At 38.3% G+C, this 22963-nt stretch carries 20 protein-coding genes; 12 read left to right on the forward strand and 8 right to left on the reverse strand.

Features of this window, described 5'->3' with window-relative positions; all coding sequences use genetic code 11:
* The first annotated feature begins 9 nt into the window (after positions 1-9).
* From CXF71_RS07325 to CXF71_RS07335, 3 genes are all read left to right on the forward strand, one after another.
* Positions 10-2289, forward strand: coding sequence for a serine/threonine-protein kinase (locus tag CXF71_RS07325; RefSeq protein ID WP_101232292.1), 2280 nt, complete (start codon positions 10-12; stop codon positions 2287-2289).
* Positions 2290-2393: 104 nt separating this feature from the next.
* Entirely contained in the window at positions 2394-3134 is a 741-nt protein-coding gene (locus CXF71_RS07330) for a PP2C family protein-serine/threonine phosphatase (RefSeq protein ID WP_101232293.1), read from the forward strand.
* Between the two features lie 42 nt (positions 3135-3176).
* Positions 3177-3524 carry an FHA domain-containing protein gene (locus CXF71_RS07335; RefSeq protein WP_101232294.1) on the forward strand — a complete coding sequence of 116 codons (348 nt, stop codon included), beginning with the start codon at positions 3177-3179 and terminating at the stop codon, positions 3522-3524.
* Here the strand turns inward: CXF71_RS07335 and CXF71_RS21490 are convergent.
* Together CXF71_RS21490 and mltF are read right to left on the reverse strand one after the other, a co-directional pair.
* Positions 3517-3657, reverse strand: coding sequence for a hypothetical protein (locus CXF71_RS21490; protein ID WP_198559846.1), 141 nt, complete (start codon positions 3655-3657; stop codon positions 3517-3519). The two genes, CXF71_RS07335 and CXF71_RS21490, sit on opposite strands and share 8 nt — an antisense overlap.
* Before the next feature lie 111 nt (positions 3658-3768).
* On the reverse strand, positions 3769-5310 hold the full coding sequence (mltF, locus tag CXF71_RS07340; protein WP_442871925.1) for a membrane-bound lytic murein transglycosylase MltF: 1542 nt from the start codon (positions 5308-5310) through the stop codon (positions 3769-3771).
* Between the two features lie 258 nt (positions 5311-5568).
* On the opposite strand from mltF, the gene purL reads away from it, so the two are divergent.
* Positions 5569-9546, forward strand: coding sequence for a phosphoribosylformylglycinamidine synthase (purL, locus tag CXF71_RS07345; RefSeq protein WP_442871921.1), 3978 nt, complete (start codon positions 5569-5571; stop codon positions 9544-9546).
* A 251-nt stretch (positions 9547-9797) separates the two neighbouring features.
* Positions 9798-10472 (forward strand): nitroreductase family protein, encoded by a 675-nt coding sequence (locus tag CXF71_RS07350; protein ID WP_101232295.1) that lies wholly within the window; start codon positions 9798-9800, stop codon positions 10470-10472.
* Positions 10473-10509: 37 nt separating this feature from the next.
* Here the strand turns inward: CXF71_RS07350 and CXF71_RS07355 are convergent, their stop codons facing one another.
* Together CXF71_RS07355 and CXF71_RS07360 are read right to left on the reverse strand one after the other, a co-directional pair.
* Positions 10510-10725: a hypothetical protein gene (locus CXF71_RS07355; protein WP_101232296.1), complete on the reverse strand. Its 216-nt coding sequence runs from the start codon at positions 10723-10725 to the stop codon at positions 10510-10512.
* A 103-nt stretch (positions 10726-10828) separates the two neighbouring features.
* Positions 10829-11167 (reverse strand): ribonuclease E inhibitor RraB, encoded by a 339-nt coding sequence (locus CXF71_RS07360; protein WP_101232297.1) that lies wholly within the window; start codon positions 11165-11167, stop codon positions 10829-10831.
* Between the two features lie 117 nt (positions 11168-11284).
* Between CXF71_RS07360 and CXF71_RS07365 the strand changes: the two genes are divergently transcribed.
* On the forward strand, positions 11285-12280 hold the full coding sequence (locus CXF71_RS07365; protein WP_101232298.1) for a pseudouridine synthase family protein: 996 nt from the start codon (positions 11285-11287) through the stop codon (positions 12278-12280).
* 95 nt (positions 12281-12375) lie between these two features.
* Here CXF71_RS07365 and dapA read toward each other — a convergent pair whose 3' ends face one another.
* The 3 genes from dapA to CXF71_RS07380 form a co-directional block, all read right to left on the reverse strand.
* Complete coding sequence (gene dapA, locus CXF71_RS07370; RefSeq protein ID WP_101232299.1) at positions 12376-13296, reverse strand: 4-hydroxy-tetrahydrodipicolinate synthase; 921 nt, start codon at positions 13294-13296, stop codon at positions 12376-12378.
* Between the two features lie 64 nt (positions 13297-13360).
* Complete coding sequence (locus tag CXF71_RS07375) at positions 13361-13753, reverse strand: hypothetical protein (RefSeq protein ID WP_101232300.1); 393 nt, start codon at positions 13751-13753, stop codon at positions 13361-13363.
* Positions 13754-13924: 171 nt separating this feature from the next.
* Complete coding sequence (locus CXF71_RS07380; protein WP_101232301.1) at positions 13925-14701, reverse strand: DUF4097 family beta strand repeat-containing protein; 777 nt, start codon at positions 14699-14701, stop codon at positions 13925-13927.
* 110 nt (positions 14702-14811) lie between these two features.
* Here CXF71_RS07380 and CXF71_RS07385 point away from each other — a divergent pair, with 110 nt between their 5' ends.
* The 4 genes from CXF71_RS07385 to CXF71_RS07400 all read left to right on the forward strand — a co-directional run bounded on the left by CXF71_RS07385 (position 14812) and on the right by CXF71_RS07400 (position 19187).
* The gene (locus CXF71_RS07385; RefSeq protein ID WP_101232302.1) at positions 14812-16110 is read left to right on the forward strand and encodes a CinA family nicotinamide mononucleotide deamidase-related protein; all 1299 of its coding nucleotides are present in this window, start codon (positions 14812-14814) and stop codon (positions 16108-16110) included.
* A 155-nt stretch (positions 16111-16265) separates the two neighbouring features.
* A complete protein-coding gene (locus tag CXF71_RS07390; protein ID WP_101232303.1) occupies positions 16266-16592 on the forward strand; it encodes a hypothetical protein in 327 nt (108 codons plus the stop codon).
* Between the two features lie 100 nt (positions 16593-16692).
* The gene (locus CXF71_RS07395; RefSeq protein ID WP_101232304.1) at positions 16693-18381 is read left to right on the forward strand and encodes a DUF342 domain-containing protein; all 1689 of its coding nucleotides are present in this window, start codon (positions 16693-16695) and stop codon (positions 18379-18381) included.
* A gap of 5 nt (positions 18382-18386) precedes the next feature.
* Entirely contained in the window at positions 18387-19187 is an 801-nt protein-coding gene (locus CXF71_RS07400) for a YggN family protein (RefSeq protein ID WP_101232305.1), read from the forward strand.
* A 149-nt stretch (positions 19188-19336) separates the two neighbouring features.
* On the opposite strand, the gene CXF71_RS07405 is transcribed toward CXF71_RS07400, so the two are convergent.
* A complete protein-coding gene (locus CXF71_RS07405) occupies positions 19337-20998 on the reverse strand; it encodes an electron transfer flavoprotein-ubiquinone oxidoreductase (RefSeq protein ID WP_101232306.1) in 1662 nt (553 codons plus the stop codon).
* A gap of 258 nt (positions 20999-21256) precedes the next feature.
* Between CXF71_RS07405 and CXF71_RS07410 the strand changes: the two genes are divergently transcribed.
* Positions 21257-22009, forward strand: coding sequence for an electron transfer flavoprotein subunit beta/FixA family protein (locus tag CXF71_RS07410; protein ID WP_101232307.1), 753 nt, complete (start codon positions 21257-21259; stop codon positions 22007-22009).
* Positions 22006-22932 (forward strand): electron transfer flavoprotein subunit alpha/FixB family protein, encoded by a 927-nt coding sequence (locus tag CXF71_RS07415; protein ID WP_101232308.1) that lies wholly within the window; start codon positions 22006-22008, stop codon positions 22930-22932. The genes CXF71_RS07410 and CXF71_RS07415 overlap by 4 nt, the downstream gene beginning before the upstream one ends.
* The last annotated feature ends 31 nt before the right edge of the window (positions 22933-22963 follow it).

Consider the following 22963-nt stretch of genomic DNA (forward strand, 5'->3'; position numbering starts at 1 on the left):
TCACTACACATGATCAAACGTATTCTGCCCATTTATCACACGGGTTGGTTTTATCTGCTTCTATTATTCTGGGGTTTTAGCTTTTGGTATGTTTCCATTGGCGGTCTAAATCCATTGAATCAATTAAATATTCATTGGCAAAGTCAACTTAAACAATCCTCTGCATTGTCGGAAAAAAATTCGGGGTTAGAGACTAGCGATGTTTTAACGTTACAATCAGGGTTCAATGAACAAGATATAACATCAGTGATGGCACTCTTGTCATCTAACCCTAATAGCCAGATAACATTTTTAGGCCATCAATCAGACATTTTTATGAAAAAGCTTGAGGGTTACTTATCCTTAAAGCCGCGTAAGAATAAGATTGTTATCGACTCAAACCTAATAACATCAGCATCACCATTAAAGTCTCAAGCTACAATGACTTTTTCGCCGCTGCTCAATTGGTTTCGTTTTTCGTCCAAAGCGAACACGGATATTTTGAGTTCCCCCTACTTTATTTATACGCCTTTATTAAAAAATGAACGACAAAGTTTTCCTTTGGTATGGCACCAACAAGGGAAAATTCACCTCAGTTTAGCCGGCGAAATATTAAAGCAGCTAAGTTCAAGTACTGAACTACTTATCAAACAAGATTGGCAATTAAGTTTAATAAGCCAAGAAAATATTTTAATCCCTACAACATTGCCTTTAGGTTTTTTCGGTGAGGTATTTATATCAGCAAACTTACCTCGGGTTGATAAGATAAACCAAGAAAAGTCTGCTTCTCATTTATCTAAGTTAATCTCGGTAAGTCAGTTTATTCAAAGATACTCTTCTGGTACTACTAACCCAAGAAATGAATACAAAGTCATCATCATTACCGATAATGAAAACTCACACGATAAAATAATCACGCCGTTACTTAACAAGTTGCTTCAACACGATTATGTTTCACAGAGTCTAGTCATTCTAGTATTGACTTGGTTGCTATTATTTATCGCTATGATCCTAACTTGGTTCATTCGTCACTTTTCCTTAAAACAGCAATTAATGAGTGTATTTAGTTACACCTTGCTGCTACTTACTCTGCAATATTTTTTGTTCAATCAGCAGCAATGGCTTGAAGTTATGCCTGTAATTATTGTAATCATCGGTACATGGCTGTTACTTTTTGCTTATCAAAAAGAATATAGCTACTTTGTAGCCGCGCTTAATTATCAAGGTCCTTTGAACAAGATAGATGGATCTACGCCTCGGGTTGCATCCAAACTAACGAAGTTAACAAGCCACAACAAAGAACAATTGACTCCAGTAAAAACAAGCACGACTTTACTTGAAGAAAGAAATATGGCGGCAAATCGTAATCGAATGTCACCAGCAGATAAGCTATCACCGGATAACCTTGAACAAACGTTAGTAATACTTGATAACCAAGTACAGAGCCAAGCAAAATTCAGTCACCACCTTACGGTTGAAAACTTTGGTCGTTACCAAGTTGAAGGTATTTTAGGAAAAGGTGCTATGGGCATTGTTTATCAAGGTGTCGACCCTAAAATAAACCGTCATGTTGCTATAAAAACACTACAATTAAGCGATGATATTGATTCTCCGGAGTTTGGTGAAGCTAAAGAGCGTTTCTTTAGAGAAGCGCAAACAGCGGGTGGTTTAAGCCATGCTAATATAGTTACTATTTATGATGTGGGTGAGGATAATCACTTAGGTTATATCGCCATGGATTTACTCACTGGTGCACCCTTATCATTATTTACCCAGCCTGGGCAAACACTCCCTACGCCATTAGTTTATCAATTACTAATTCAGATAACAGATGCACTAGATTATGCCCACAAGCAAGATGTTGTGCATAGAGATATCAAACCAGCCAACATTATTTACGATGATGATTTACTCAAAGTTACCGTAACGGACTTTGGCATAGCCTACGTTAGTGATAACAGTAAAACCCGTACTGGCATTATTATGGGCAGCCCTTATTACATGTCTCCAGAACAAATACTCGGTTTAAAGGTAGATGGTCGTAGTGACATTTTCAGCTTAGGCGTCACGTTCTACCAACTACTCTGTGGGCACTTACCTTTTGAGGGGGAGTCCATCGCTACTGTTGCTTATCAAATTACTAAAGCGAGAGCCATTGCTGTCAATCAGCACAATACTAGCCTACCGACAAGTGCGATGCGTATCTGTAATAAAGCCATGCATAAGGATATTGAAAAACGTTATCAAACAATGGCTGAATTTAAACTAGCCTTAACGAGCGCGCTTAAAAGAGATTTTAAGCTCGACTAACTAACTAACTAACTAACTAACTAACTAACTAACTAACTAACTAAAGGTTAATCAATTAACTAGCTATGCATCATAATAAGATAAAGGTGAGAACAGTTACTCCTATGAATTATCACATAAAATCCCTTTGTCATCAGGGCGCGATTCGTGACAATAACGAAGATGCAATTAGTTACGGCACCGATGAAAAGACAGGTGTTACATGGATGGTAGTGGCCGACGGCATGGGGGGACATAATGCCGGTGAAGTGGCGAGTGCCATGTTAGTTGATCATATCAAGTGTGCATGGGATAAAATATCTCTAACTAAACAACTTGATTGGCCTACATGGATTACTGAGCAACTCAATGCCGCAAACTTAGCCATTCTTCATTCAGCAAGTAATAATAGTGCCCAGCAAGGCATGGGAACGACAGGTGTATTAATAGTTATTGATAACAATGAATGCCATATTGGCTGGGTTGGTGATTCCAGAGCATATACTTTAATAAATCATAAATTAGTACAAGAGACTGTCGACCACACCATGATTCAAGAGTTAGTCAATAAAGGGGCGATAACTGCTGAAACAGCAAAAAATGCCAATACTAAAAATTTGCTTTCACAGGCAATTGGCGTTCGAGAAAAAATATCAGTGGATACAACCACTATCGCAATCAATAATGGCGATACGATTATGTTGTCAACCGACGGCTTGCATGATTATTTAACTGAACACGAGATTAATCAGTATTTATCAGAATTTTCTCTTGATAAAGATGTCTGTCATGACATGTTATATCGAGCAATGGCAAAAAATAGCAGAGACAACGTTACCTTAGGTTTAATCTATTTAACCAAATAAAGTGACGTAACTTTAAGTAAAATAAACAATGTAGGAGTTTGTATGGCTTATCTAGCCTTGAGTGTTGAAGATGTAATTATTAATAAATGGCCATTAGCGGAAGGTATTTTACATATAGGCCGTGCCAGTGATAATGACATCCAAATTAATGATGGTGCAGTCAGTTCAAGACATGCTCGATTAATAACAGAGCCAGACCCATTCATTGAGGGTCAATTGATGACTTATGTAGAGGATCTTGCCAGTACCAACGGCACTGAATTGAATGGTACAAAGATAACTCGTGAAAAACTAAGCCATGATGACATCGTCACCATAGGGTTTAATCAATTTCAATTAATTGATAAAGAATCAAATAAACTTGATGAAACAGCTATTATTATTAGTTAACTTGGCTACTGGCCTGCGATTCAAATAGCTCATTTATTACTTGGTTAAAATGAGACTGTCTACGTGAGGTCATTTTATTATGCTGACGGTTTAGTTGTTTTTTACGTTGATTATTTTTTAATGATCTTTTCATCTTTTAAGACTTCCAAAGGTTATTTATATTATCTGTTCACTATAGAGGGCTATAGTGACAGTTTTATGACATTGGAAAATCAACAAGACGAGAGGGAGATTGCCGTTACTTTTATTGAACCACTTCAGATTTCTCTTCACCTTTCTCTTCAATTGTCGCTGTAGGCTCTTGCTCAGACAAAGCTTCCTTTGATGACTCATCCATTAGCCGCTCTTCAATTAGCGCCTTCATCAGTAATGCTGCTTGTGACTTATCTTGCGTTAGTTTTAAGGCTGTAGACTGCTCTATTGCTTTGTCATCTAACCAGCTTAATGTGTCGTAATATCGACGAATATTATCAACGTAATGCACAGGCTCTTCACCACGGGCATAACCATGTTTAGTATTTTTGTAATATTTTTTCTGTTGTAATAACGGCAAGCGAGTCTTAACTTCCACCCAACGGTCAGGATCTCCACCTTGGCGTTGGGTGATAATTCGTGCATCATTTAAATGACCAAAACCAATATTGTAAGAAGCTAACGCAAACCAAATACGATCTGGGGCCGGTATTCTATCCGGCATCATAGCAATCATGCGTTTAAAGTATTTTGCGCCGCCTCGAATGCTTTGTTCGGTATCTAAACGGCTTTTTATACCCATTTGTTTCGCTGTTGCCAATGTCAACATCATCATGCCTCGAACACCGGTATATGAACGTGCTGTAGGGTTCCAGTGTGATTCTTGATAGCTAATAGCTGCTAATAAACGCCAATCAAGCTCTTGTGCGTACTTTTTGAAGAAATCTCTATATTCAGGTAAAGTACTTTCTACCGCCTTAATAAATGTCCGAGTTTCAACATAATTAAACTGTTCAATATGACCATAATATTTGTCATCTAGCGCAAGTAAAGTACCGTTTTGATGTACTATACCAAAAAACTCCACCAAGCTTGCTAAGATGTCATCAGGGCTATTTTCACTCACCATCCAAGCCAGTTGTTCAGGCTCATCAATGCTAAAACCTATACTTATTTCGGGAAAATAACGGCGATTAATGGCTAAGCTATTACTGTCAATAATGGTGTAATCTATTTCGCCACTTAATACTTTTTTCAGTAACTCTTCGCTATCAAACTCAGCTGTTTCTTGCCAAACTAGTTCGCTATTTGTTTTTTTCAGCTTTTCAAGGTTTTCTACGTAACTTGAGCCTGAAGTCACCATTAACTTCCCGGTTAAATCAGCCACTTCCCTCGGTCTAATATTACCTTGTTTAAACACTAACTTCTGGCTAATAGTTTGATAGCTAGGAGCAAACCTAAAACGTTGTAAGCGTTTATCGGTAATTGATAATCCCGCCGCAAGTAAGTCTACTTCACCCGTATTTAATTTAATGAAAAGCTCATTAAGGCTATAAGTGGGGACAATACGTAATTCAACATTGAGTGAATCAGCATATTTTTTTGCTAACTCATATTCAAAACCAGCAAAGCCATCTGCGGTGCTGTAATAGTTTGTCGGGCCGAAGATAGTGCCAATATTGATATAACCTCTATCCAAAATACGGGATAAACTTGCTGTATCATTTTTTTTATTACAAGCACTCAACAACGTGGTCACAAAAATAACCAAGACCAACGCGGTAAATTTAGTCACTAACTTACGCTCTAACATACTCTCTAACATAGTAAAGAGCTTAGATTTTATTGAAAAAGATAAATATTTATTCATGTGCTCAATTGTGTCGTGTATTGAACTATTAGCCAAGCATTTTTTACCTGACAAGCATGTCAAGTTATTACTTCATTTTTTACGTTAACAAAAGCGTTATTTTCAACTATAATATGCGCGAAATTTTCGGTTAGCTTTTACTGTGCAAATTTAGCAATTAAAAGCCAATCAAAGCCTTACATAAAACTTGGTGATTACCCTATGACGATGTTGATTAAAAACCTTCGTGGCGCTCCAGCACTTTCTGACTTTAGAGTTAAAAAACTATTAGCTCAATGTGAACAATTACAACTGCCAGTAAATGATATTTATGCTGAATTTGCCCATTTCGCTCAACTTAATGAAGAATTAAGCGCAAGCGAAGAGAATGTTTTACAGCAATTACTTACTTACGGTCCAACAATTGAAGAACATCAACCTGCTGGTTTGTTTTTATTAGTGACTCCTCGTCCGGGCACTATCTCTCCTTGGTCATCAAAATCTACCGATATAGCACACAACTGTGGCTTAGCTAAAGTAGTTCGTTTAGAGCGCGGTATTGCGTATTACGTCACGTTAAAAAGTGATACGCCATTAACCACTGAGCAAGAAGTACAATTAAACGCTTTATTGCACGACCGTATGATGGAAAGTATTTTTAATGACTTTGATCAGGCAAGTTTACTTTTTGCTAGCAGTGAACCAGCTAAATTAACTGTTATTGATATTGAAAATGGCGGTAAAGAAGCGTTAGTGCAGGCAAATATTGAATTAGGTTTAGCTTTAGCGGTTGATGAAGTTAATTACTTATTTGAAAACTTCACTAAACTAGGTCGTAATCCTCACGACATTGAGCTTTACATGTTTGCTCAAGCAAACTCTGAGCATTGTCGTCATAAAATATTCAACGCTGCTTGGACTATTGACGGCGTTAAACAAGAAAAATCTTTGTTTAAAATGATCCGTAATACCCATGAAATCAATCCTGACTATGTACTAAGCGCTTATAAAGATAATGCTGCGGTTATGGTAGGTAATAAAGGCGGTCGCTTCTTCCCTAATCCTGAAACGAATGTGTATGGTTACCACCATGAAGACATTCAAATATTGATGAAAGTTGAAACTCATAACCATCCAACTGCTATTTCTCCATATCCTGGTGCTGCAACTGGCTCAGGTGGTGAAATTCGTGATGAAGGCGCTACTGGTATTGGTTCAAAACCGAAAGCTGGTTTAGTCGGTTTCTCTGTATCTAACTTACGTATTCCTGAGTTTGTACAACCTTGGGAAACTGATTTTGGCAAACCAAGCCGCATTGTTACTGCTTTTGATATCATGATGGAAGGCCCATTAGGTGGCGCAGCATTTAACAATGAATTTGGTCGTCCTGCTATTTTAGGTTACTTTCGTACTTATGAAGAAGAAGTTAACTCGTTTAACGGTAAAGAAGTACGTGGTTACCACAAACCAATTATGCTTGCTGGTGGGTTAGGCAACATTCGTGATGAACACGTACAAAAACGCGAAATTATCGTTGGCGCTAACCTTATCGCTTTAGGTGGCCCAGCAATGAATATTGGTTTAGGTGGTGGTGCTGCTTCGTCAATGGCATCTGGTCAATCAGCTGAAAGCTTAGACTTTGCTTCGGTTCAACGTGAAAACCCAGAAATGGAACGTCGTTGCCAAGAAGTTATTGATAAGTGTTGGCAGCTTGGCGAAGAGAACCCAATAGCCTTCATTCATGATGTTGGTGCGGGTGGCTTATCTAATGCTTTCCCTGAATTAGTTTCTGATGGCGGCCGAGGGGGTATTTTTGAACTGCGTAAAGTACCTAATGACGAGCGTAGTATGGCGCCACATGAAATTTGGTGTAACGAATCTCAAGAACGTTATGTCATTGCCGTATCAGATAAGAACCTAGCGACTTTTGAACAAATATGTCAACGTGAACGTGCTCCCTATGCCGTTGTTGGTCGTGCAACAGAAGAAGAGCACTTAACCGTAACTGACTCGCACTTTAGCGACGATGAAAAATTAAATACGCCAATTAATTTACCACTTGAAGTATTACTAGGTAAAACACCTAAAATATTTAAAGACGTTAAAACGGCAACCGCTGCGGGTGATTCATTAGACCTTAGCACAGTGACATTAGCTGACGCTGCTGACAGAATTTTAAGCTTACCAACCGTTGCTGAAAAAACCTTCCTAATTACCATTGGCGATCGCTCGGTAACCGGTATGGTTAATCGTGATCAAATGGTTGGTCCTTGGCAGGTTCCTGTGGCTGATTGTGGTGTTACCGCCTCTGCACTTGATTCATACCACGGCGAAGCAATGTCACTCGGTGAGCGCACGCCAGTTGCCTTATTAAACTTTGGCGCATCTGCTCGTTTAGCCGTCGCTGAATCACTTACTAACATTGCCGGTACTGATATTGCTGGTTCTGACGGTAATAGGCTAAACCGTATTAAGCTTTCAGCTAACTGGATGTCCCCTGCGGGTCACCCTGGTGAAGATGCAGGCCTTTATGAGGCCGTTAAAGCCATTGGTGAAGAACTTTGTCCAGCCCTTGGTTTAACCATTCCGGTAGGTAAAGACTCAATGTCGATGCGTACTCAGTGGGATGAAAATGGTGAACAAAAGTCTGTCACCTCGCCAATGTCATTGATCATTACCGCTTTTGGTGTTGTTGAAGATATTCGTAAAACCGTAACGCCAGAGTTAAGAACTGATAAGGGCGAAACTCGTCTTGTTGCCATTGATTTATCGCAAGGTAAAAAACGTTTAGGTGGCTCTTGTTTAGCGCAAGTTTACAAACAGCTTGGTAGTGAAACACCTGATGTTGATAGTGCAGAAACCTTAAAAGGCTTCTTCAACGCGATGCAGACACTTGTTCGCGCTGAAAAATTGATTGCTTATCATGATATTTCAGACGGTGGTTTATTCACTACGGTTACTGAAATGGCCTTTGCTGGCCATACCGGTGTTGATATTGACATCAGTAAACTCGTTAGTGTAAATGAAGCAACAGGTGCAAGTGATGATTTAGCAACCTTATTCAATGAAGAGTTAGGTGCTGTTATTCAAATTCACGAAGATGATGTAGAGGCTATTCACGCTATTTTAGCTGAGCACGGCATTTTGGATTACTGCACTGATATTGGCCGACTTAACAACGAAGATACTATTCGATTTAGCCGTGATGGCGACGTTGTGCTAGAAAACTCCCGTACTTATTACCGTACGGTTTGGGCACAAACGACTTACAGAATGCAGTCACTTCGTGATAATCCAGAATGTGCACAACAAGAACACGATGTTAAGTTTGATACTGAAGATCCAGGCTTAAACACTGAGCTTACTTTTGATATCAACGAAGATATTGTTGCCGATTTAATCTTAAAAGATGCACAAAACGCAACGAATCCACGTATCGCTATTTTACGTGAGCAAGGCGTTAACTCACATGTTGAGATGGCAGCAGCTTTTGATAGAGCAGGTTTTGTTGCTATTGATGTTCATATGTCTGATATTTTATCAGGCCGTACTGATTTAGCTAACTTCAACGGTTTAGTTGCTTGTGGCGGTTTCTCTTACGGTGATGTTCTAGGTGCTGGTGAAGGTTGGGCAAAATCAATCTTATTTAATGCTGATGCACGCGCAATGTTTAAAACATTCTTCGAACGGACAGATACCTTCACCTTAGGTGTATGTAATGGTTGTCAAATGTTGTCTAACTTAAAAGATATCATCCCTGGCTCAGAGCATTGGCCTCGTTTTGTACAAAACAAATCAGAGCGTTTTGAAGCACGTTTCTCACTAGTTGAAATACAAGAAAGCCCATCGGTATTGTTTAAAGGCATGGTTGGTTCACGTATGCCAATTGCTGTTTCACATGGTGAAGGTCATACTGAATTTAGCTCTGATGAAGCAATCGATGCGGCGAATAACTCAGGCACAGTGTCAATGCGTTACATTAACAACTACGGTGATGTGACTGAAACATACCCAGCGAATCCTAACGGCTCTGTTGATGGTATAACTGCATTAACAAGTACTGATGGTCGTGTAACGATTATGATGCCACACCCTGAGCGTGTATTTAGAACAGTTGCTAACTCATGGCATCCAGATAGCTGGGGTGAAGATTCACCTTGGGTACGCATGTTCCGTAACGCTCGTGCTTTTATCGGTTGATCTTTTTGCTATTAAGCCCAAATCATTTGTCAAAAGTACTCACTGACATTCGTCAGCTCCGTGCGTTTTCCTTTGATTTGGACTGACTAGCTGCAAGATAAACCATAAAATATAACCGGTAAATTTCTGTTAAGAGATTTATCGGTTTTTTATTGCCTTTTTTTCCTTGTTAAAATATTGTTACACCAAGAGGTTAATTCCGAATAACGCACTACCCCGAACTAACAAAAATAATAAAGGACATATTGCTTATGCAACAACATGACAGCTCTCCCCTAACCGATTATGTAGAATATTCTGAAGATGAAATGTTAAACCGTTCGCAAAGTTTTTATAACCAGGTTAAACGTCGTCATTCCATCCGCAGTTTCAGCGATAAACCGGTCGATAAACAAGTTATCGAAAACTGTTTAAAAGCAGCTGGAACCGCTCCTAGTGGTGCAAATCATCAACCTTGGCATTTTGTTGCCGTTAATTCTGCCGATATAAAAAAACAAATTAGAGAGCAAGCAGAGTTTCATGAGCGTGGTTTTTATGAAGGCCGTGCAGGAGAAGAGTGGTTAGGTGCTTTAAAAGATTTAGGTACTGATGCTAACAAACCTTATTTAGAGCACGCACCTTGGCTTATTGCTATTTTTAGTCAAAAGAAAGGCGGTATTACTGAAGATGATAAAAACACAAATTATTATGTTCATGAGTCGGTTGGTATTGCCACCGGCATATTGATTACCGCACTGCATAATGCTGGTTTAGTAACGTTGACACATACCCCCAAACCAATGTCATTTTTGAACAAGGTTTGTCAGCGTGGCGATAATGAGCGTGCTTATATGTTACTTATTGCCGGTTACCCAAGTGAAGATGCTACCGTACCTGCTCATGCACAGGTGAAAAAGAGTTTAGAAGATATAGCAACGTTTTTATAAGGACTAATGACCATTTATTATGTAATGGGTAGTCTAGTTAAGCAAAATCTAACGCAATATCTGTGCAACCTTTTGCGCAGCGAATACCGGTAAGTTCACCTTGTTCTGGTGTATAAAGGGTTAATGGTTGCTTACAAGTATTACACGGGACTGTTCTTCCTGACATAACTTGTTTAAGCAATTTTTTTTGTTCAAAGAATGACTCTTTACTCGCCTTTTGTAGCGCTGCGAACTGTTTAAGATCTATATTCATAACCTTCCAAACTCACTAATAATGAAGCCAACAATTTATTCAACGTTAAAAAAGTTGTTAACGTAATACATTGTGGCGGTAATCTATTTAGAACTGGTTAACGCTACTCTACAAAGTAAACACCGTCAAACTGCCCTTTTAATGGTGCGGCGCTTGACTCCAATAACGCTTGATAACTGGCAATATTCTCATAAGTCGCCGGCATTTGTGGATAAGCGGTAATTTCCCAAGGTAAATCGGCATGTGCTTCTGATGGCGTAAAAGACAGTTTTTGATTGTTTTCTAATAATAATTGGCCGAAGTTAAGTGCAAGTTCCTGACTGGGAAATAATATTGAAAATTCAATTTCACGCTCACTAAGTAAATCTTCACCACTTTCTTGCATCTGCCATAGGGTATTGCCAATTTCATCTTCAGGGTAAAGTGCTAAATCACGTGTCATAGTTACTCTCATTTATTTATATTATTGAGGATTATTATCCTCATTTCGATATTTTAGCTTTGCTAAGTGAATAAACCTAGTAAAATAAGTGCAAAGTCCTCGTTACTCATTTGAAATATGCCCGTAGATCACAACTGTTCAGACACGCAAGGTCAAAGCCAAACTCAAAGCCAAACTCAAAGCCAGGAAAAGTTTGAATGGCATATTATTATCACAGAGAAATGTGTCGCTGAACAAGAAAACTGTACTGCCATTACACTATTAGCAAGTTACGGTCATGGGCAGAATATTTCGCTGTCAAAAGCTGAGTTAAAACAAGCAATAAGTAAAGGCGCGTTATGGCTAACGCCCGCTAAAAACAAGCAACAAACACAACGACTACGTCGGGTAAAGAAACGGTTGTTAGTTGGTGATGAACTGCACTTTTATTTCAATAAAGAAGTGCTATCAGCACCAGTACCACAAGCAAAGTTAATTGCCGATTTAACTGAGTACAGTGTTTGGTATAAACCTTACGGTATGCTCTCTCAGGGCTCTAAATGGAGCGATCATTGCACCATAGCTCGTTTCGCTCAACAAAACTTACCGAACGAACGCCCGGCCTTTATTGTGCATAGATTAGATAGAGCAGCAACGGGTTTAATTATTGTTGCCCATAGTAAAAGCGCAGCAAGAGCGCTGTCTCATATGTTTGAGCATCATCAACTAGAAAAGTATTATCACATCATTGTCCATGGAGATCACAATGAAAGGCCTCAGCCAGAAGTCATAGAAAAGGACGTTGATGGCAAAAGTGCCCGCAGTACCTTTACTTGCTTGGCCTATGATAGCGCTACAGATCGTTCGCTAATAAGAGTAAAAATAGACAGTGGCAGAAAACATCAAATACGATTACATGCAGCAAGCATTGGTATGCCGGTAGTCGGTGATAGATTGCATGGCGTAGCGGGTATAGATGAACAGTGTAATTTGCAATTGTGTGCCGTTAGCTTACGTTTTATTTGCCCGCTAGCAGCTGAGATTACCCGAGTAAGTGCTACCCCCCTGATTGAAGAAGAACGCTTTTTTGAGTTACCAGAAACGTTAAAGCCTCAGTTATCACTGAGGCTTTAACGTTATAACTGAGGTACATATAATTGTTTATAAACGCACTTTATAACTTATTTTATAAACTCTTCATAAAAGAGGAAAGCGCGTTAAATAATAGACTAAATGCAGTAGTTAAAATCACTATCTTCAAGTAAAGACAAGCTGTCGCCAACCAAATCTTTTGTCGCTATCGCTTTTAATAATTCAAGACCAACTTCACGTTGCTCCTTAGTAAGTGCGATGTAGGGTAAGCGAAAGTTCTTAGGCACAGCATCTGTCATGATCAAGGCAGTATTGATGGCAATAGGATTAGGCTCACAAAATAGCCACTTCATCAAACCTTGTAAACTATCATTCAACTTAGCTGTTTCGTCTAAATTGTCTTTATCCATTAATTGGCGCATTAATCCTGGAATGATATTAGAAGTAACAGAAATAACACCATGAGAGCCATGCTCATGACGACCAACATAACATTCATCGTCATTACCTGACCAACAAGCAATGCCCTGTTTTTCATAATAGGCGATACGATCATTACCGCCACATTCTTTAACACCAATAAAGTTTTTATGCTTTGATAAAGGCTCAATAACTGCTGGTATTAGGTCTTGGCCAGTTCTACCCGGTACGTTATAGATAAAAGCAGGACCAATATCAAGCACACGTTTAAAGTGCTCGCTGACACCTTTAAGTGATGTACGACCATAATAAGGATTAATTTGTAGTGCTGCATCCATACCTATGGCGAAACCATTTTCGGTGGCTTTTATTGCTTCGCGGGTATTGTTACTGCCCGTGTTACCAACAATAATAAGTTTATCACCAAAATTATGTACACAATGAGCAATAAGCATTAAATGCTCTTCCCAGCTAAGTAAATGCCCTTCGCCGGTTGTTCCACCAACTACTATGCCGTCTACGCCAGCAGCAATTTGTTGTTTTATTAAGAAATCATACGTTTTTAAACAAACCTCTCCTTTTTCAGTATAAGGAGTTTTTACTGCGGTAATTAAACTCGCTGCTTTTAATCGCTTCATTACTTATCTCTAATGCTTTTATTTAACTTTAATTAAGGTAAATTACAAATTCTTGCCGAACATTCTAACAATGACCGGGGGTATCAACAACCCGTCTCATGATATATTCTTCATTCGTTAGCCTATGTTGATAATGGAAGACTTGATGATCCAACGCTAATACCGTATATGCCTGATAGTTATCATCATTATTTAAGTCTGCTGCATAGAGTTCATCATTAATGAGTTCATTTTTAGTGAGTGTAAAGTGAATGTCACCAACAAGTCCCCAATCACCTAACTCGGTAATTTGCTCAATAACTTCACCTTTTATACCCAGTGTTATAAAAGTAAACTCAAAACTACCATCACCACTAAGTTCAGCATATTCAATGGTTTCATTGCCTTGTTCATCAATATCATTTCGAAACCAGCGGCCAAAAAGCAACGCTCGAGGGTACATAGTTTTACTCACCATTGTTTTCCTTAGATTTTGCTATGTGGAATTATAATTTTAAGTTATTACTTAGTAATAAAAAACCACAAGCCTTGTTAACAAGCTTGTGGTTATATTAATGTAAAAAGTGGGCATATGAAAAGTTATTCTATTTATCCGACCTCATCAATGCGTATTACCCGAATACTACTGCTATTCACTTGTTAACACCTTAATGCTGCCATTGACACTTTCTAAATTTATTTTACTGCCACCATTACCGATTTTTCCACGTAGGTTATGACCAGAAAAGAAATTCTTTTTAGTTTCTAGTCCATAAGCAGTCTTAATACTTCCATGCATTGTATCTACAGTAATATCGGCATTAATGTTTTCAGGAAGGTACAATTTAATACTACCATTAACGGTTTCAAGTTCGATGTTATTAAAGCTAGTAGCCTCTTGGGTGTAGACAACATCTACGCTGCCATTAACAGAACTAATTCTACTATCGCCGCTTAAACCACTCGCCTTTACAGACCCATTAACCACTTCTGCTTCAACTTCTCCACTGATATCTCGAATAATTAAACTACCGTTAATAAGTTCGATATCAAGTAAATTTGAATCTGCAGGTAACCATACTTGGTAATCAACTTTAGCCGACTGTATATTTTGGCGATAGCCATTCTCTTTATAATTGGTACTTACCGTTACCTTCTGTCCATCTTGAGTCATGTTAATGGTCACGTCATCACGAGATTCCTGAGTATTAGCGCTAACATTTGCCAACACTTTAATATTACGTTGTGACCAACTCTTAATGGTGACAGTGCCATTAATATTATTTAGGCTAAAGTCACTTTGGCTTGTTACCGAAAAAGATTGTGCTATTTCTTCATTAATTTGTGCTGATACTTGCAAGCTCAACAGATTAAACGAGGTGAACATTACTAAACTTAACAGACTGTTTTTAATTACTTTACTCATTATTTATTCCCTATGTTTTAATTATTGTTACCTTCACAAAAAAATTAGATGTAAGTTTAGCTAAAAAGGTTTAAATTTATCGACAAATAAACCATTTAGGAAAGTGAACGATGTCAGCACCGAAAGTACAGTTATTATTAACAGGTAATGAGTTGATGACTGGAGATATTGTTGACAGTAATTCAGCCATGATGGCACAAGTACTCAAAGGTATTGGACTTGGTGTTAATCGCAAAGTAACTGTTGCTGATGATTTAGCGCTACTTGTCAGTGAAATAACTTATATGGCGAGTACAAGTGACATCTTAATTATTAATGGTGGCTTAGGGCCGACAGTCGATGACTTAACGGCACAAGCGTTAGCGCTTGCTATAGGAGAAGAGTTAGGCCAGCACCCTCTAGCGCTTGCGCATTTAACCCGCTGGTGTCAGCAACGAGGCGCTGAGTTAAATGCTCCCAACCTCAAACAAGCCATATTACCTATGAGTTGCCAAATAATAGCGAACAGAAGTGGTAGTGCAGTTGGTTTTTCAGTACGCTATAAAAATTGTGATATTTACTGTACTCCAGGTGTTCCTCATGAGCTAAAAACAATGCTTAGAGAGCAAATAGTACCTGCTATCTCTAAAAATTTACCGACGGATTTGATCACAGATATTACTCGTTTGCAGGTGTTTGGTCTTGGTGAGTCTAGTTTACAAAAAATAATTAATGAGCAACTCCCGCACTGGCCAACAGCAATTGAATTAGGCTTCCGAGCCGGTATACCGTTACTTGAAGTAAAATTAACAATAAACACTAAGCAAGGCTTAGCGCTTAAACCCTTATGGAAAAAGAAGCTAGCCAACGTCCTTGGTGATCACTTAATCGCTGAAATTAAAGGAAAACCCAAAGCTCTTGCTGAACACCTTCTTAACCAATTACAGCAGAAAAACCTAAAGATAACTACGGCAGAGTCATGCACTGGTGGTCTAATTGCCAGTAAATTGACTGAGATTAGCGGTTCGTCGATAAGTTTTGAAGCAGGTTTTGTCACCTATAGTAACGAAATGAAGACAGCTATGCTGGATGTCCCCGTTCGTCTTTTTGAGCAATATGGCGCGGTAAGTGAAGCAGTAGTTATTGCCATGGCAAAAGGCTCTTTAGTAAAATCGAACGCTGATCTGACTATTGCTGTTTCCGGGGTTGCGGGTCCTGACGGAGGAAGTGATGATAAGCCTGTAGGCACCGTATGGTTCGCTTGGGGCAGTATTGATAATATTAAAACGCAATGTTTACTCTTACCTTACAACAGACATCAATTTCAGCAATTTGTCGCAGCGATTGGCTTAGACTTACTTCGTCGTTTTCAGCAAAATACAACAACAATACCAAATTATATAACAGAAAGAGCCTTTTCTGCTCAGTAAGTGTTAATAAACATAGATAAAACATTAACAAAATATGAACTAGAATAAGAATATAAGCGATTAACTCTCTGCTTAGTCATTGCTTAGTTTAGTAAAAATTTATATATTAAGACTAATAAATAATAGAAACAATAAATTTATATCAGGAGCTTATTTTGATAGAGAAAAATTTTATAACTAGCGGTCGTAATACCGTTATTCACAAAATAAAAAAATTCGACTTACTTATAATCAATGGTGATAAAGTCGTTGTTATTGTTAGTCATCGTGGCATAGGCGTTTATAAAGGTGAGATCCCAGAAAAACGTTCAATTGCTAAAAAAGCCTACCAAGATATTGTTGATATTTCGTCTTCTGAATTATTCGGTGAAGAAAAAACACTATTATTTGTGCAAGCGCTTGATGGCATAGAGTATAAAATAGATTACTCTAAAGAAGGCACTAATAGCTTTATCAAAATACATCAAAATCATTATATGTAACATAGCGTTTAAATTACACAATAATAATAATTATAAAAAAGAACAGCACCTACCGTTACTTGGCTCAGCAGTACTTAACGGTTAGGGGGGAGCCTTTGCAATGACCAAAGCCAGTTTAGTCAGTAATAATAAAAACAATATTGATTTAGTCTTAGAGCCTATCAAAGGTGGTGAGACCATCTCAGCCTTGAGTATCAAAGAACTAATTGACGCATCAGAATTTACAACACTTCGCATTAATAACGGTAATGTTAAAAATTCTGTTGCTGAGCTAGATGATATTTTAAAACCTCTGCAAGATAACCAAACAGGCAGAACTATTCGCTATCAAGTACTAGAACGCGTTGATGCGACAATTAAAATAACAATCGAATCTGATGAAATGGAGGCGACTGCTGAAATAACTAGCGCTCAAGGTGGTAAACATCTATCGGCAAAGGCTATCTTAACAGCAGCGCAAGAAGCCGGTGTAAAAAAGGGTTTTAGTAAAGAACATTTAATTCAGCTTGCACAACTTGCCGCCAAAGAAGCACCTAATACCCAGGTAAATATGCAAATTGCAACGGGTAAAATTGCGATTAATGGTAAAGACGCCTTAATAAAGCCTTTAGTAGAAAGTGCACAAACAAGAATCCTAAAGCCTAAAAAACAAGAAGACGGTAGTGTCGACATGCGTGATTTAGGCGATATTATCTGTGTAAAAGTAGGCGACCCACTCGCTAAAAAAGTGCCTCTAACGCAGGGTATACAAGGCTATACAGTTACAGCCACCCCGCTATCACCAGAACCCGGCAATGATGTTGAACTCGTCGCTGGCGAAGGTACCAATATAAGTCCGAAAGATACTAACATTCTGATTTCTCAAAAAGTTGGCTTACCTAAACTCATTAATAACGGTATGGAAGTTGATGAGATTTATAAGATTAAAAATGTCAATGTTGCCACTGGCAATATCAACTTTACTGGCAGTGTTATTATTGATGGTGATGTTACTGAAGGTATGAAGGTCACTGCTTCAGGTGATATTACTGTGGGTGGTTTTGTTGAATCAGCAACCCTAGAGTCAGGGGGTGACATAACGATTTCTGGTGGTATTATTGGCCGAAAACACGATATTGAAAAAACACATATTACCGACATCACCATGAGTGTAAACATCAATGCCAAAGGAAGTATTTATGCCAAATATGGTCAATATGCCCAAATCACCTGTGGCCAAGATGTCCGTATTGAAAACCAATTACTACACAGTATTTTAGATATAAATGGCCGACTTTGGATTGGAAAAAGTGAACAAGCTAACGGAAAACTTATTGGTGGATATACTAAAGCAGGCACTTCTGTCCATGCTGGTATGATTGGAGCAACAGCAGGTAGTAATACTATTGTTAACTTTGAGCATAAGATACTCAAATTTAAAGATGAAATTCATCAAGTAGACATTCTACTTAAAGTAGAGTCTGATAAAACCAACGAATTGAAAGCTGCTATCAATAAATTAAATAAATTGCCTAAAGATAAAGCAAAACCTGAATTATTAGCCAAGATAATGCCAACTTACCAATATCATGCAAATCAAATGGGTGAATTCCTTAATGAAAAAGAGGCCCTTGAAAACAGTCTCCAAGAATACATGGCCAGTGTTTATATTGAAGCAACAGAGAAGCTCTTTCATGGCGTTGAGCTAATTGTTGGTGATTTTAATGATAGGTCTCGCCGCGAATATGGTCCGAGTAAAATGATATACCGAGAACGGAAAATATTGATTGATGCAATAGTGAATACTTAACAGCTATGGCTAACATTTCAAAGCTTAAGTACTGTTCATTCTTTTTAGCAACCTTACCTTTTTATCAACAAGCATATGCGCAACAATGCTCTATTAACCTTAATTACGGGGTCATTATTGACCCAAAACACATCCGTATTGTTGATAAAGGTAAGACAAGAGTACAAATCAATAATACCAAACAACTTTTTATCCGAGGCAGAGAGATATCTTTATCTCCCGAACAACAACAGCTATTAAGTAATTTTAGTGTTGGTATTCGACAGCAAGTACCTGAAATTGTCTCTATTGCTATTGAAGGCGTCGATATTGGATTAAAAGCAGTGAACGAAGTAGTTGCCGGTTTAACCGGTGAAAACAGTGCCTCACAACAAAAAGTACAGGCCAAGTTTGATGAGCTGAAGTGGCGAATACGTGCCCGTTTCAATCAAAGTGCTAATAATTATTACATTGCGCCACAAGACTTAAATGATTTTGATGAAATGTTTACCGGTGAATTTGAACAAGAGATTGAAGCAATAATATCAAATTCTCTGGGCACAATATTAGAGGCGGTTGGTCAATCAATTCTAGCAGACGATAACAATACTGAATACGTTGGTGAAACTCGAATAGCTACTTTTGACAAACGTTTAACAACTATTAGTAATGGCTTAGAGTTACAGGTAGCACAAAGAGCGAAAGCATTAGATAAAAAAGCAGCACTATTTTGTCAGGAACTCACTCACTTAGATGAACTTGAAGCAGAGCTTCACCAGGCCATACCGGCATTAAAAGATTATAATCTAATAGAAACACTTAACTAAAAACTATTCTATTCCCACTTGTACTTTATAACTAACTTAGCGCTTGCCAGCTTTAATTTATTGCCTCCTATAAATAAAAAACCCAAGCCACTCAATAGAGTATCTTGGGTTTTAAAAAGAACAATTAACTAATTATTATCTGAACCATATTACATATTAGGGTAGTTCGGCCCACCCGTACCTTCAGGGGTTACCCACGTAATATTTTGGCTTGGATCTTTAATGTCACAGGTTTTACAATGGATACAGTTTTGCGCATTAATAACGAACTTATCGCCTTCTTCCGTTTTTTCAACCTCATACACGCCTGCAGGACAATAAAGCTGCGCAGGTTCATTGTATTTAGTTAAATTCACTTTAATTGGAATATCAGCATCTTTAAGTTTTAAATGGCAAGGCTGCTCTTCTTCATGGTTAGTATTTGACAAAAATACTGAAGACAGTTTATCAAAGCTTAATTTATTGTCAGGCTTAGCGTAATTAATAACTGGCATCTCAGCCGCTGGCTTTAATTGAGCATAGTCTAAGCTATCATCTTTAAAGTTAAACGGTAATTTACCGGCAAAAAAGTTTTGATCTAAGGTGTTATAAGCGCCACCTAACATGGTGCCAAACTTATGCATTGCGGGACCAAAGTTACGAGTATTGTATAATTCTTCGTATAACCAAGAATCTTTGTAAAGCTCGGTGAAGCTGGTTAGATCCTGTTTACCTTCCTCTGCAACACCTTCACTGCCAATCAATGCCTGCACAATAGCTTCGGCAGCTAACATACCCGATTTCATTGCTGTGTGATTGCCTTTAATCTTGGCAAAGTTAATCGTTCCAGCGTCACACCCAACGAGTAATGCGCCTGGCATTGTCATTTTAGGTAAAGAATTAAAACCACCTTTAGCCATAGCACGTGCACCATAAGAAACACGCTTGCCACCTTCTAGGTACTGACTAATTTTAGGATGGTGCTTATAACGTTGAAATTCATCGAAAGGGCTTAAATGCGGGTTGCTGTAGCTTAAGTCGACAATTAAACCAACAAACACTTGGTTATTTTCGGCATGATAAAGATAGCCACCACCATTAGTATTTTTATCTAATGGCCAACCTGCGGTATGTACGACTAGACCTTCTTGATGTTTTTCTGGGTCAATATCCCAAATCTCTTTAAAGCCTAAACCATAATGTTGTGGCGAGCTTTGCTCATCAAGCTTGAATTTTTCAATTAACTCTTTCCCTAAATGGCCTCGACAGCCTTCAGCAAAAACGGTGTATTTAGCACGTAACTCCATACCTGGCATAAAACCGTCTTTTTCTTTACCTTGTGCATCTAGACCCATATCGCCGGTAATTACACCACCAACACTGCCATCATCATTATAAATTACACTTTGCGCAGGAAAGCCAGGGAAAATCTCTACACCTAACTGTTCAGCTTGTTCAGCTAACCAGCGACAAACATTACCCATACTAACAATATAGTTACCGTCATTATGCATAGTTTTTGGCACAGCGAAGTTAGGTAATTTGATACCTGAATTCTCATTATTCAACAGGTAAATATCATCACCGGTGACCTTAGTCGTTAACGGTGCATTACGCTCTTGCCAATCTGGAAATAATTCATTTAAAGACCTTGGTTCAAACACAGCACCGGAAAGAATATGGGCTCCAACCTCAGAACCCTTCTCAACAACGCAGACCATTAACTCTTGCTGTTTTTCTTGTGCTAATTGCATTAATCTACAAGCCGTTGATAGACCTGCAGGCCCTGCTCCAACAATGACTACGTCAAATTCCATCGATTCGCGTTCCATAAGATCTCCCAGTGTGATTATATTTATATTTTAATTTATATTTTAAAAGTCTATACTAAATTTCAAACATGCGTTTGATATTCAAACAAGTGTTTGATAGTATCCTACAACAGATGTCCAAGCAATACACTGTTATAAGCATTTATTTAGATTGTATCTTAGTTTAAAAGTTTTCACCAAGATTACGTTGACGTTGACGTAAACCATAGGTATCTTTTAACTATTATTGAAAATTAACAAACCTTTTCAGAGGCTACGATGAAAGTATTAGTTCCGATCAAACGAGTTATTGACTATAACGTCAAAGTTCGAGTAAAACCTGACCATTCAAATGTAGATCTTGCCAATACAAAAATGGCGATCAACCCTTTTTGTGAAATTGCTGTTGAAGAAGCTGTTCGTTTAAAAGAAGCAGGTATCGCAACAGAAGTCATTGCAATTTCTATTGGTAATAAGTCTTGCCAAGAACAATTACGTACCGCATTAGCATTAGGTGCAGATCGTGCCATACAAATTGACACTGATGAAAGTTTAGACGCACTAAATATAGCTAAATTACTACAGAAAGTTGTTGAAGAAGAACAGCCGCAACTAGTTATTTTAGGTAAGCAGTCTATCGACAGTGATAATAACCAAACAGGCCAAATGCTCGCTGCACTAACTGGCATGCCACAAGGCACTTTTGCTTCAGTGGTAAAAGTGGAAGGCGACAAAGTTAATGTAACCCGTGAAGTAGATGGCGGTTTGCAAACGGTTTCTCTTCGCTTACCAGCGATTGTGACCACAGATTTACGCTTGAATGAGCCTCGCTACGCTTCGTTACCTAATATTATGAAAGCGAAACGCAAGCCATTAGTAGTAAAACCAGCGGCAGACTTTGGCATTGATTTAACAGCTCGTACTAAATTATTAAAAGTAACTCCACCTGCACAGCGTAAAGCTGGAATAGTGGTAGAAAGTATTGATGAATTAGTTGAAAAATTAAAGAATGAAGCCAAGGTGATCTCATGAGTATTTTAGTAATTGCTGAACATGACAACAGCTCGTTAAAAGCTGAAACTCTAAAAACAGTTAACGCCGCACAAAAAATTGGTGGCGATATAACATTATTAGTAACAGGTTTTAATTGTCAAAGTGTCGTTGATGCTGCATCAAAGGTAAATGGCGTAAGCAAAGTTTTAGTTTGTGACAATGCTGTTTATGAACATCAACTTGCTGAAAATGTTAGTTTACTAGTGACTGAATTAGCCGCTGACTATGAGCATATATTAGCAACAGCGCTAACGACTGGTAAAAACTTTATGCCAAGAGTTGCCGCGTTATTAGATGTTGCCCAAATTTCTGACATTATTGACGTTGAAAGTAGCGATACATTTGTTCGTCCTATCTATGCAGGTAATGCTATCGCAACAGTACAAAGCTTAGATAACAAAAAAGTTATTACGGTACGTACTACTGGCTTTGATGCCGTTGCTACAGATGGTAATGCTGAAGTAGTTATCTTAGACACTGTAACTGATGCTGGTATTTCAAGTCATGTAAGTGACGAATTAACGGTATCTGCGCGTCCTGACTTAGGCGCAGCAAGCGTTATTATTTCTGGTGGTCGTGGCATGCAAAATGGCGATAACTTTAAATTGCTTGACGGTATTGCCGATAAACTTGGTGCTGCTATTGGCGCATCACGTGCTGCTGTTGATGCAGGCTTTGTTCCTAATGATATGCAAGTTGGGCAAACAGGTAAAATTGTTGCACCCGATTTATATATCGCAGTAGGTATTAGTGGTGCAATTCAGCATTTAGCCGGTATGAAAGATTCAAAAGTTATCGTTGCTATCAACAAAGACCCTGAAGCACCAATCTTCCAAGTTGCTGATTACGGTATTGTTGCTGACTTATTTGATGCGTTACCAGAGTTAGAAAGCAAATTATAACTCAAACATCTATCGTTACTTTCGAGTAGTC

It is taken from the genome of Colwellia sp. 12G3, from assembly GCF_002836775.1.
In the GTDB taxonomy this organism is placed as follows: Bacteria; Pseudomonadota; Gammaproteobacteria; order Enterobacterales; family Alteromonadaceae; genus Colwellia.

What these genes read in the sequence shown, in the direction of transcription:
- CXF71_RS07330 (WP_101232293.1), top strand. Translation starts at nt 2,394, where the DNA reads ATGAATTATCACATAAAATCCCTTTGTCATCAGGGCGCGATTCGTGAC.
- CXF71_RS07405 (WP_101232306.1), bottom strand. Translation starts at nt 20,998, where the DNA reads ATGGAACGCGAATCGATGGAATTTGACGTAGTCATTGTTGGAGCAGGG.
- dapA (WP_101232299.1), bottom strand. Translation starts at nt 13,296, where the DNA reads ATGAAGCGATTAAAAGCAGCGAGTTTAATTACCGCAGTAAAAACTCCT.
- CXF71_RS07385 (WP_101232302.1), top strand. Translation starts at nt 14,812, where the DNA reads ATGTCAGCACCGAAAGTACAGTTATTATTAACAGGTAATGAGTTGATG.
- CXF71_RS07375 (WP_101232300.1), bottom strand. Translation starts at nt 13,753, where the DNA reads ATGGTGAGTAAAACTATGTACCCTCGAGCGTTGCTTTTTGGCCGCTGG.
- CXF71_RS07360 (WP_101232297.1), bottom strand. Translation starts at nt 11,167, where the DNA reads ATGACACGTGATTTAGCACTTTACCCTGAAGATGAAATTGGCAATACC.
- CXF71_RS07400 (WP_101232305.1), top strand. Translation starts at nt 18,387, where the DNA reads ATGGCTAACATTTCAAAGCTTAAGTACTGTTCATTCTTTTTAGCAACC.
- CXF71_RS07335 (WP_101232294.1), top strand. Translation starts at nt 3,177, where the DNA reads ATGGCTTATCTAGCCTTGAGTGTTGAAGATGTAATTATTAATAAATGG.
- CXF71_RS07325 (WP_101232292.1), top strand. Translation starts at nt 10, where the DNA reads ATGATCAAACGTATTCTGCCCATTTATCACACGGGTTGGTTTTATCTG.
- CXF71_RS07355 (WP_101232296.1), bottom strand. Translation starts at nt 10,725, where the DNA reads ATGAATATAGATCTTAAACAGTTCGCAGCGCTACAAAAGGCGAGTAAA.
- CXF71_RS07350 (WP_101232295.1), top strand. Translation starts at nt 9,798, where the DNA reads ATGCAACAACATGACAGCTCTCCCCTAACCGATTATGTAGAATATTCT.
- CXF71_RS07415 (WP_101232308.1), top strand. Translation starts at nt 22,006, where the DNA reads ATGAGTATTTTAGTAATTGCTGAACATGACAACAGCTCGTTAAAAGCT.
- CXF71_RS07380 (WP_101232301.1), bottom strand. Translation starts at nt 14,701, where the DNA reads ATGAGTAAAGTAATTAAAAACAGTCTGTTAAGTTTAGTAATGTTCACC.
- purL (WP_442871921.1), top strand. Translation starts at nt 5,569, where the DNA reads ATGACGATGTTGATTAAAAACCTTCGTGGCGCTCCAGCACTTTCTGAC.
- CXF71_RS07395 (WP_101232304.1), top strand. Translation starts at nt 16,693, where the DNA reads ATGACCAAAGCCAGTTTAGTCAGTAATAATAAAAACAATATTGATTTA.
- CXF71_RS21490 (WP_198559846.1), bottom strand. Translation starts at nt 3,657, where the DNA reads ATGAAAAGATCATTAAAAAATAATCAACGTAAAAAACAACTAAACCGT.
- CXF71_RS07365 (WP_101232298.1), top strand. Translation starts at nt 11,285, where the DNA reads ATGCCCGTAGATCACAACTGTTCAGACACGCAAGGTCAAAGCCAAACT.
- CXF71_RS07410 (WP_101232307.1), top strand. Translation starts at nt 21,257, where the DNA reads ATGAAAGTATTAGTTCCGATCAAACGAGTTATTGACTATAACGTCAAA.
- mltF (WP_442871925.1), bottom strand. Translation starts at nt 5,310, where the DNA reads ATGTTAGAGCGTAAGTTAGTGACTAAATTTACCGCGTTGGTCTTGGTT.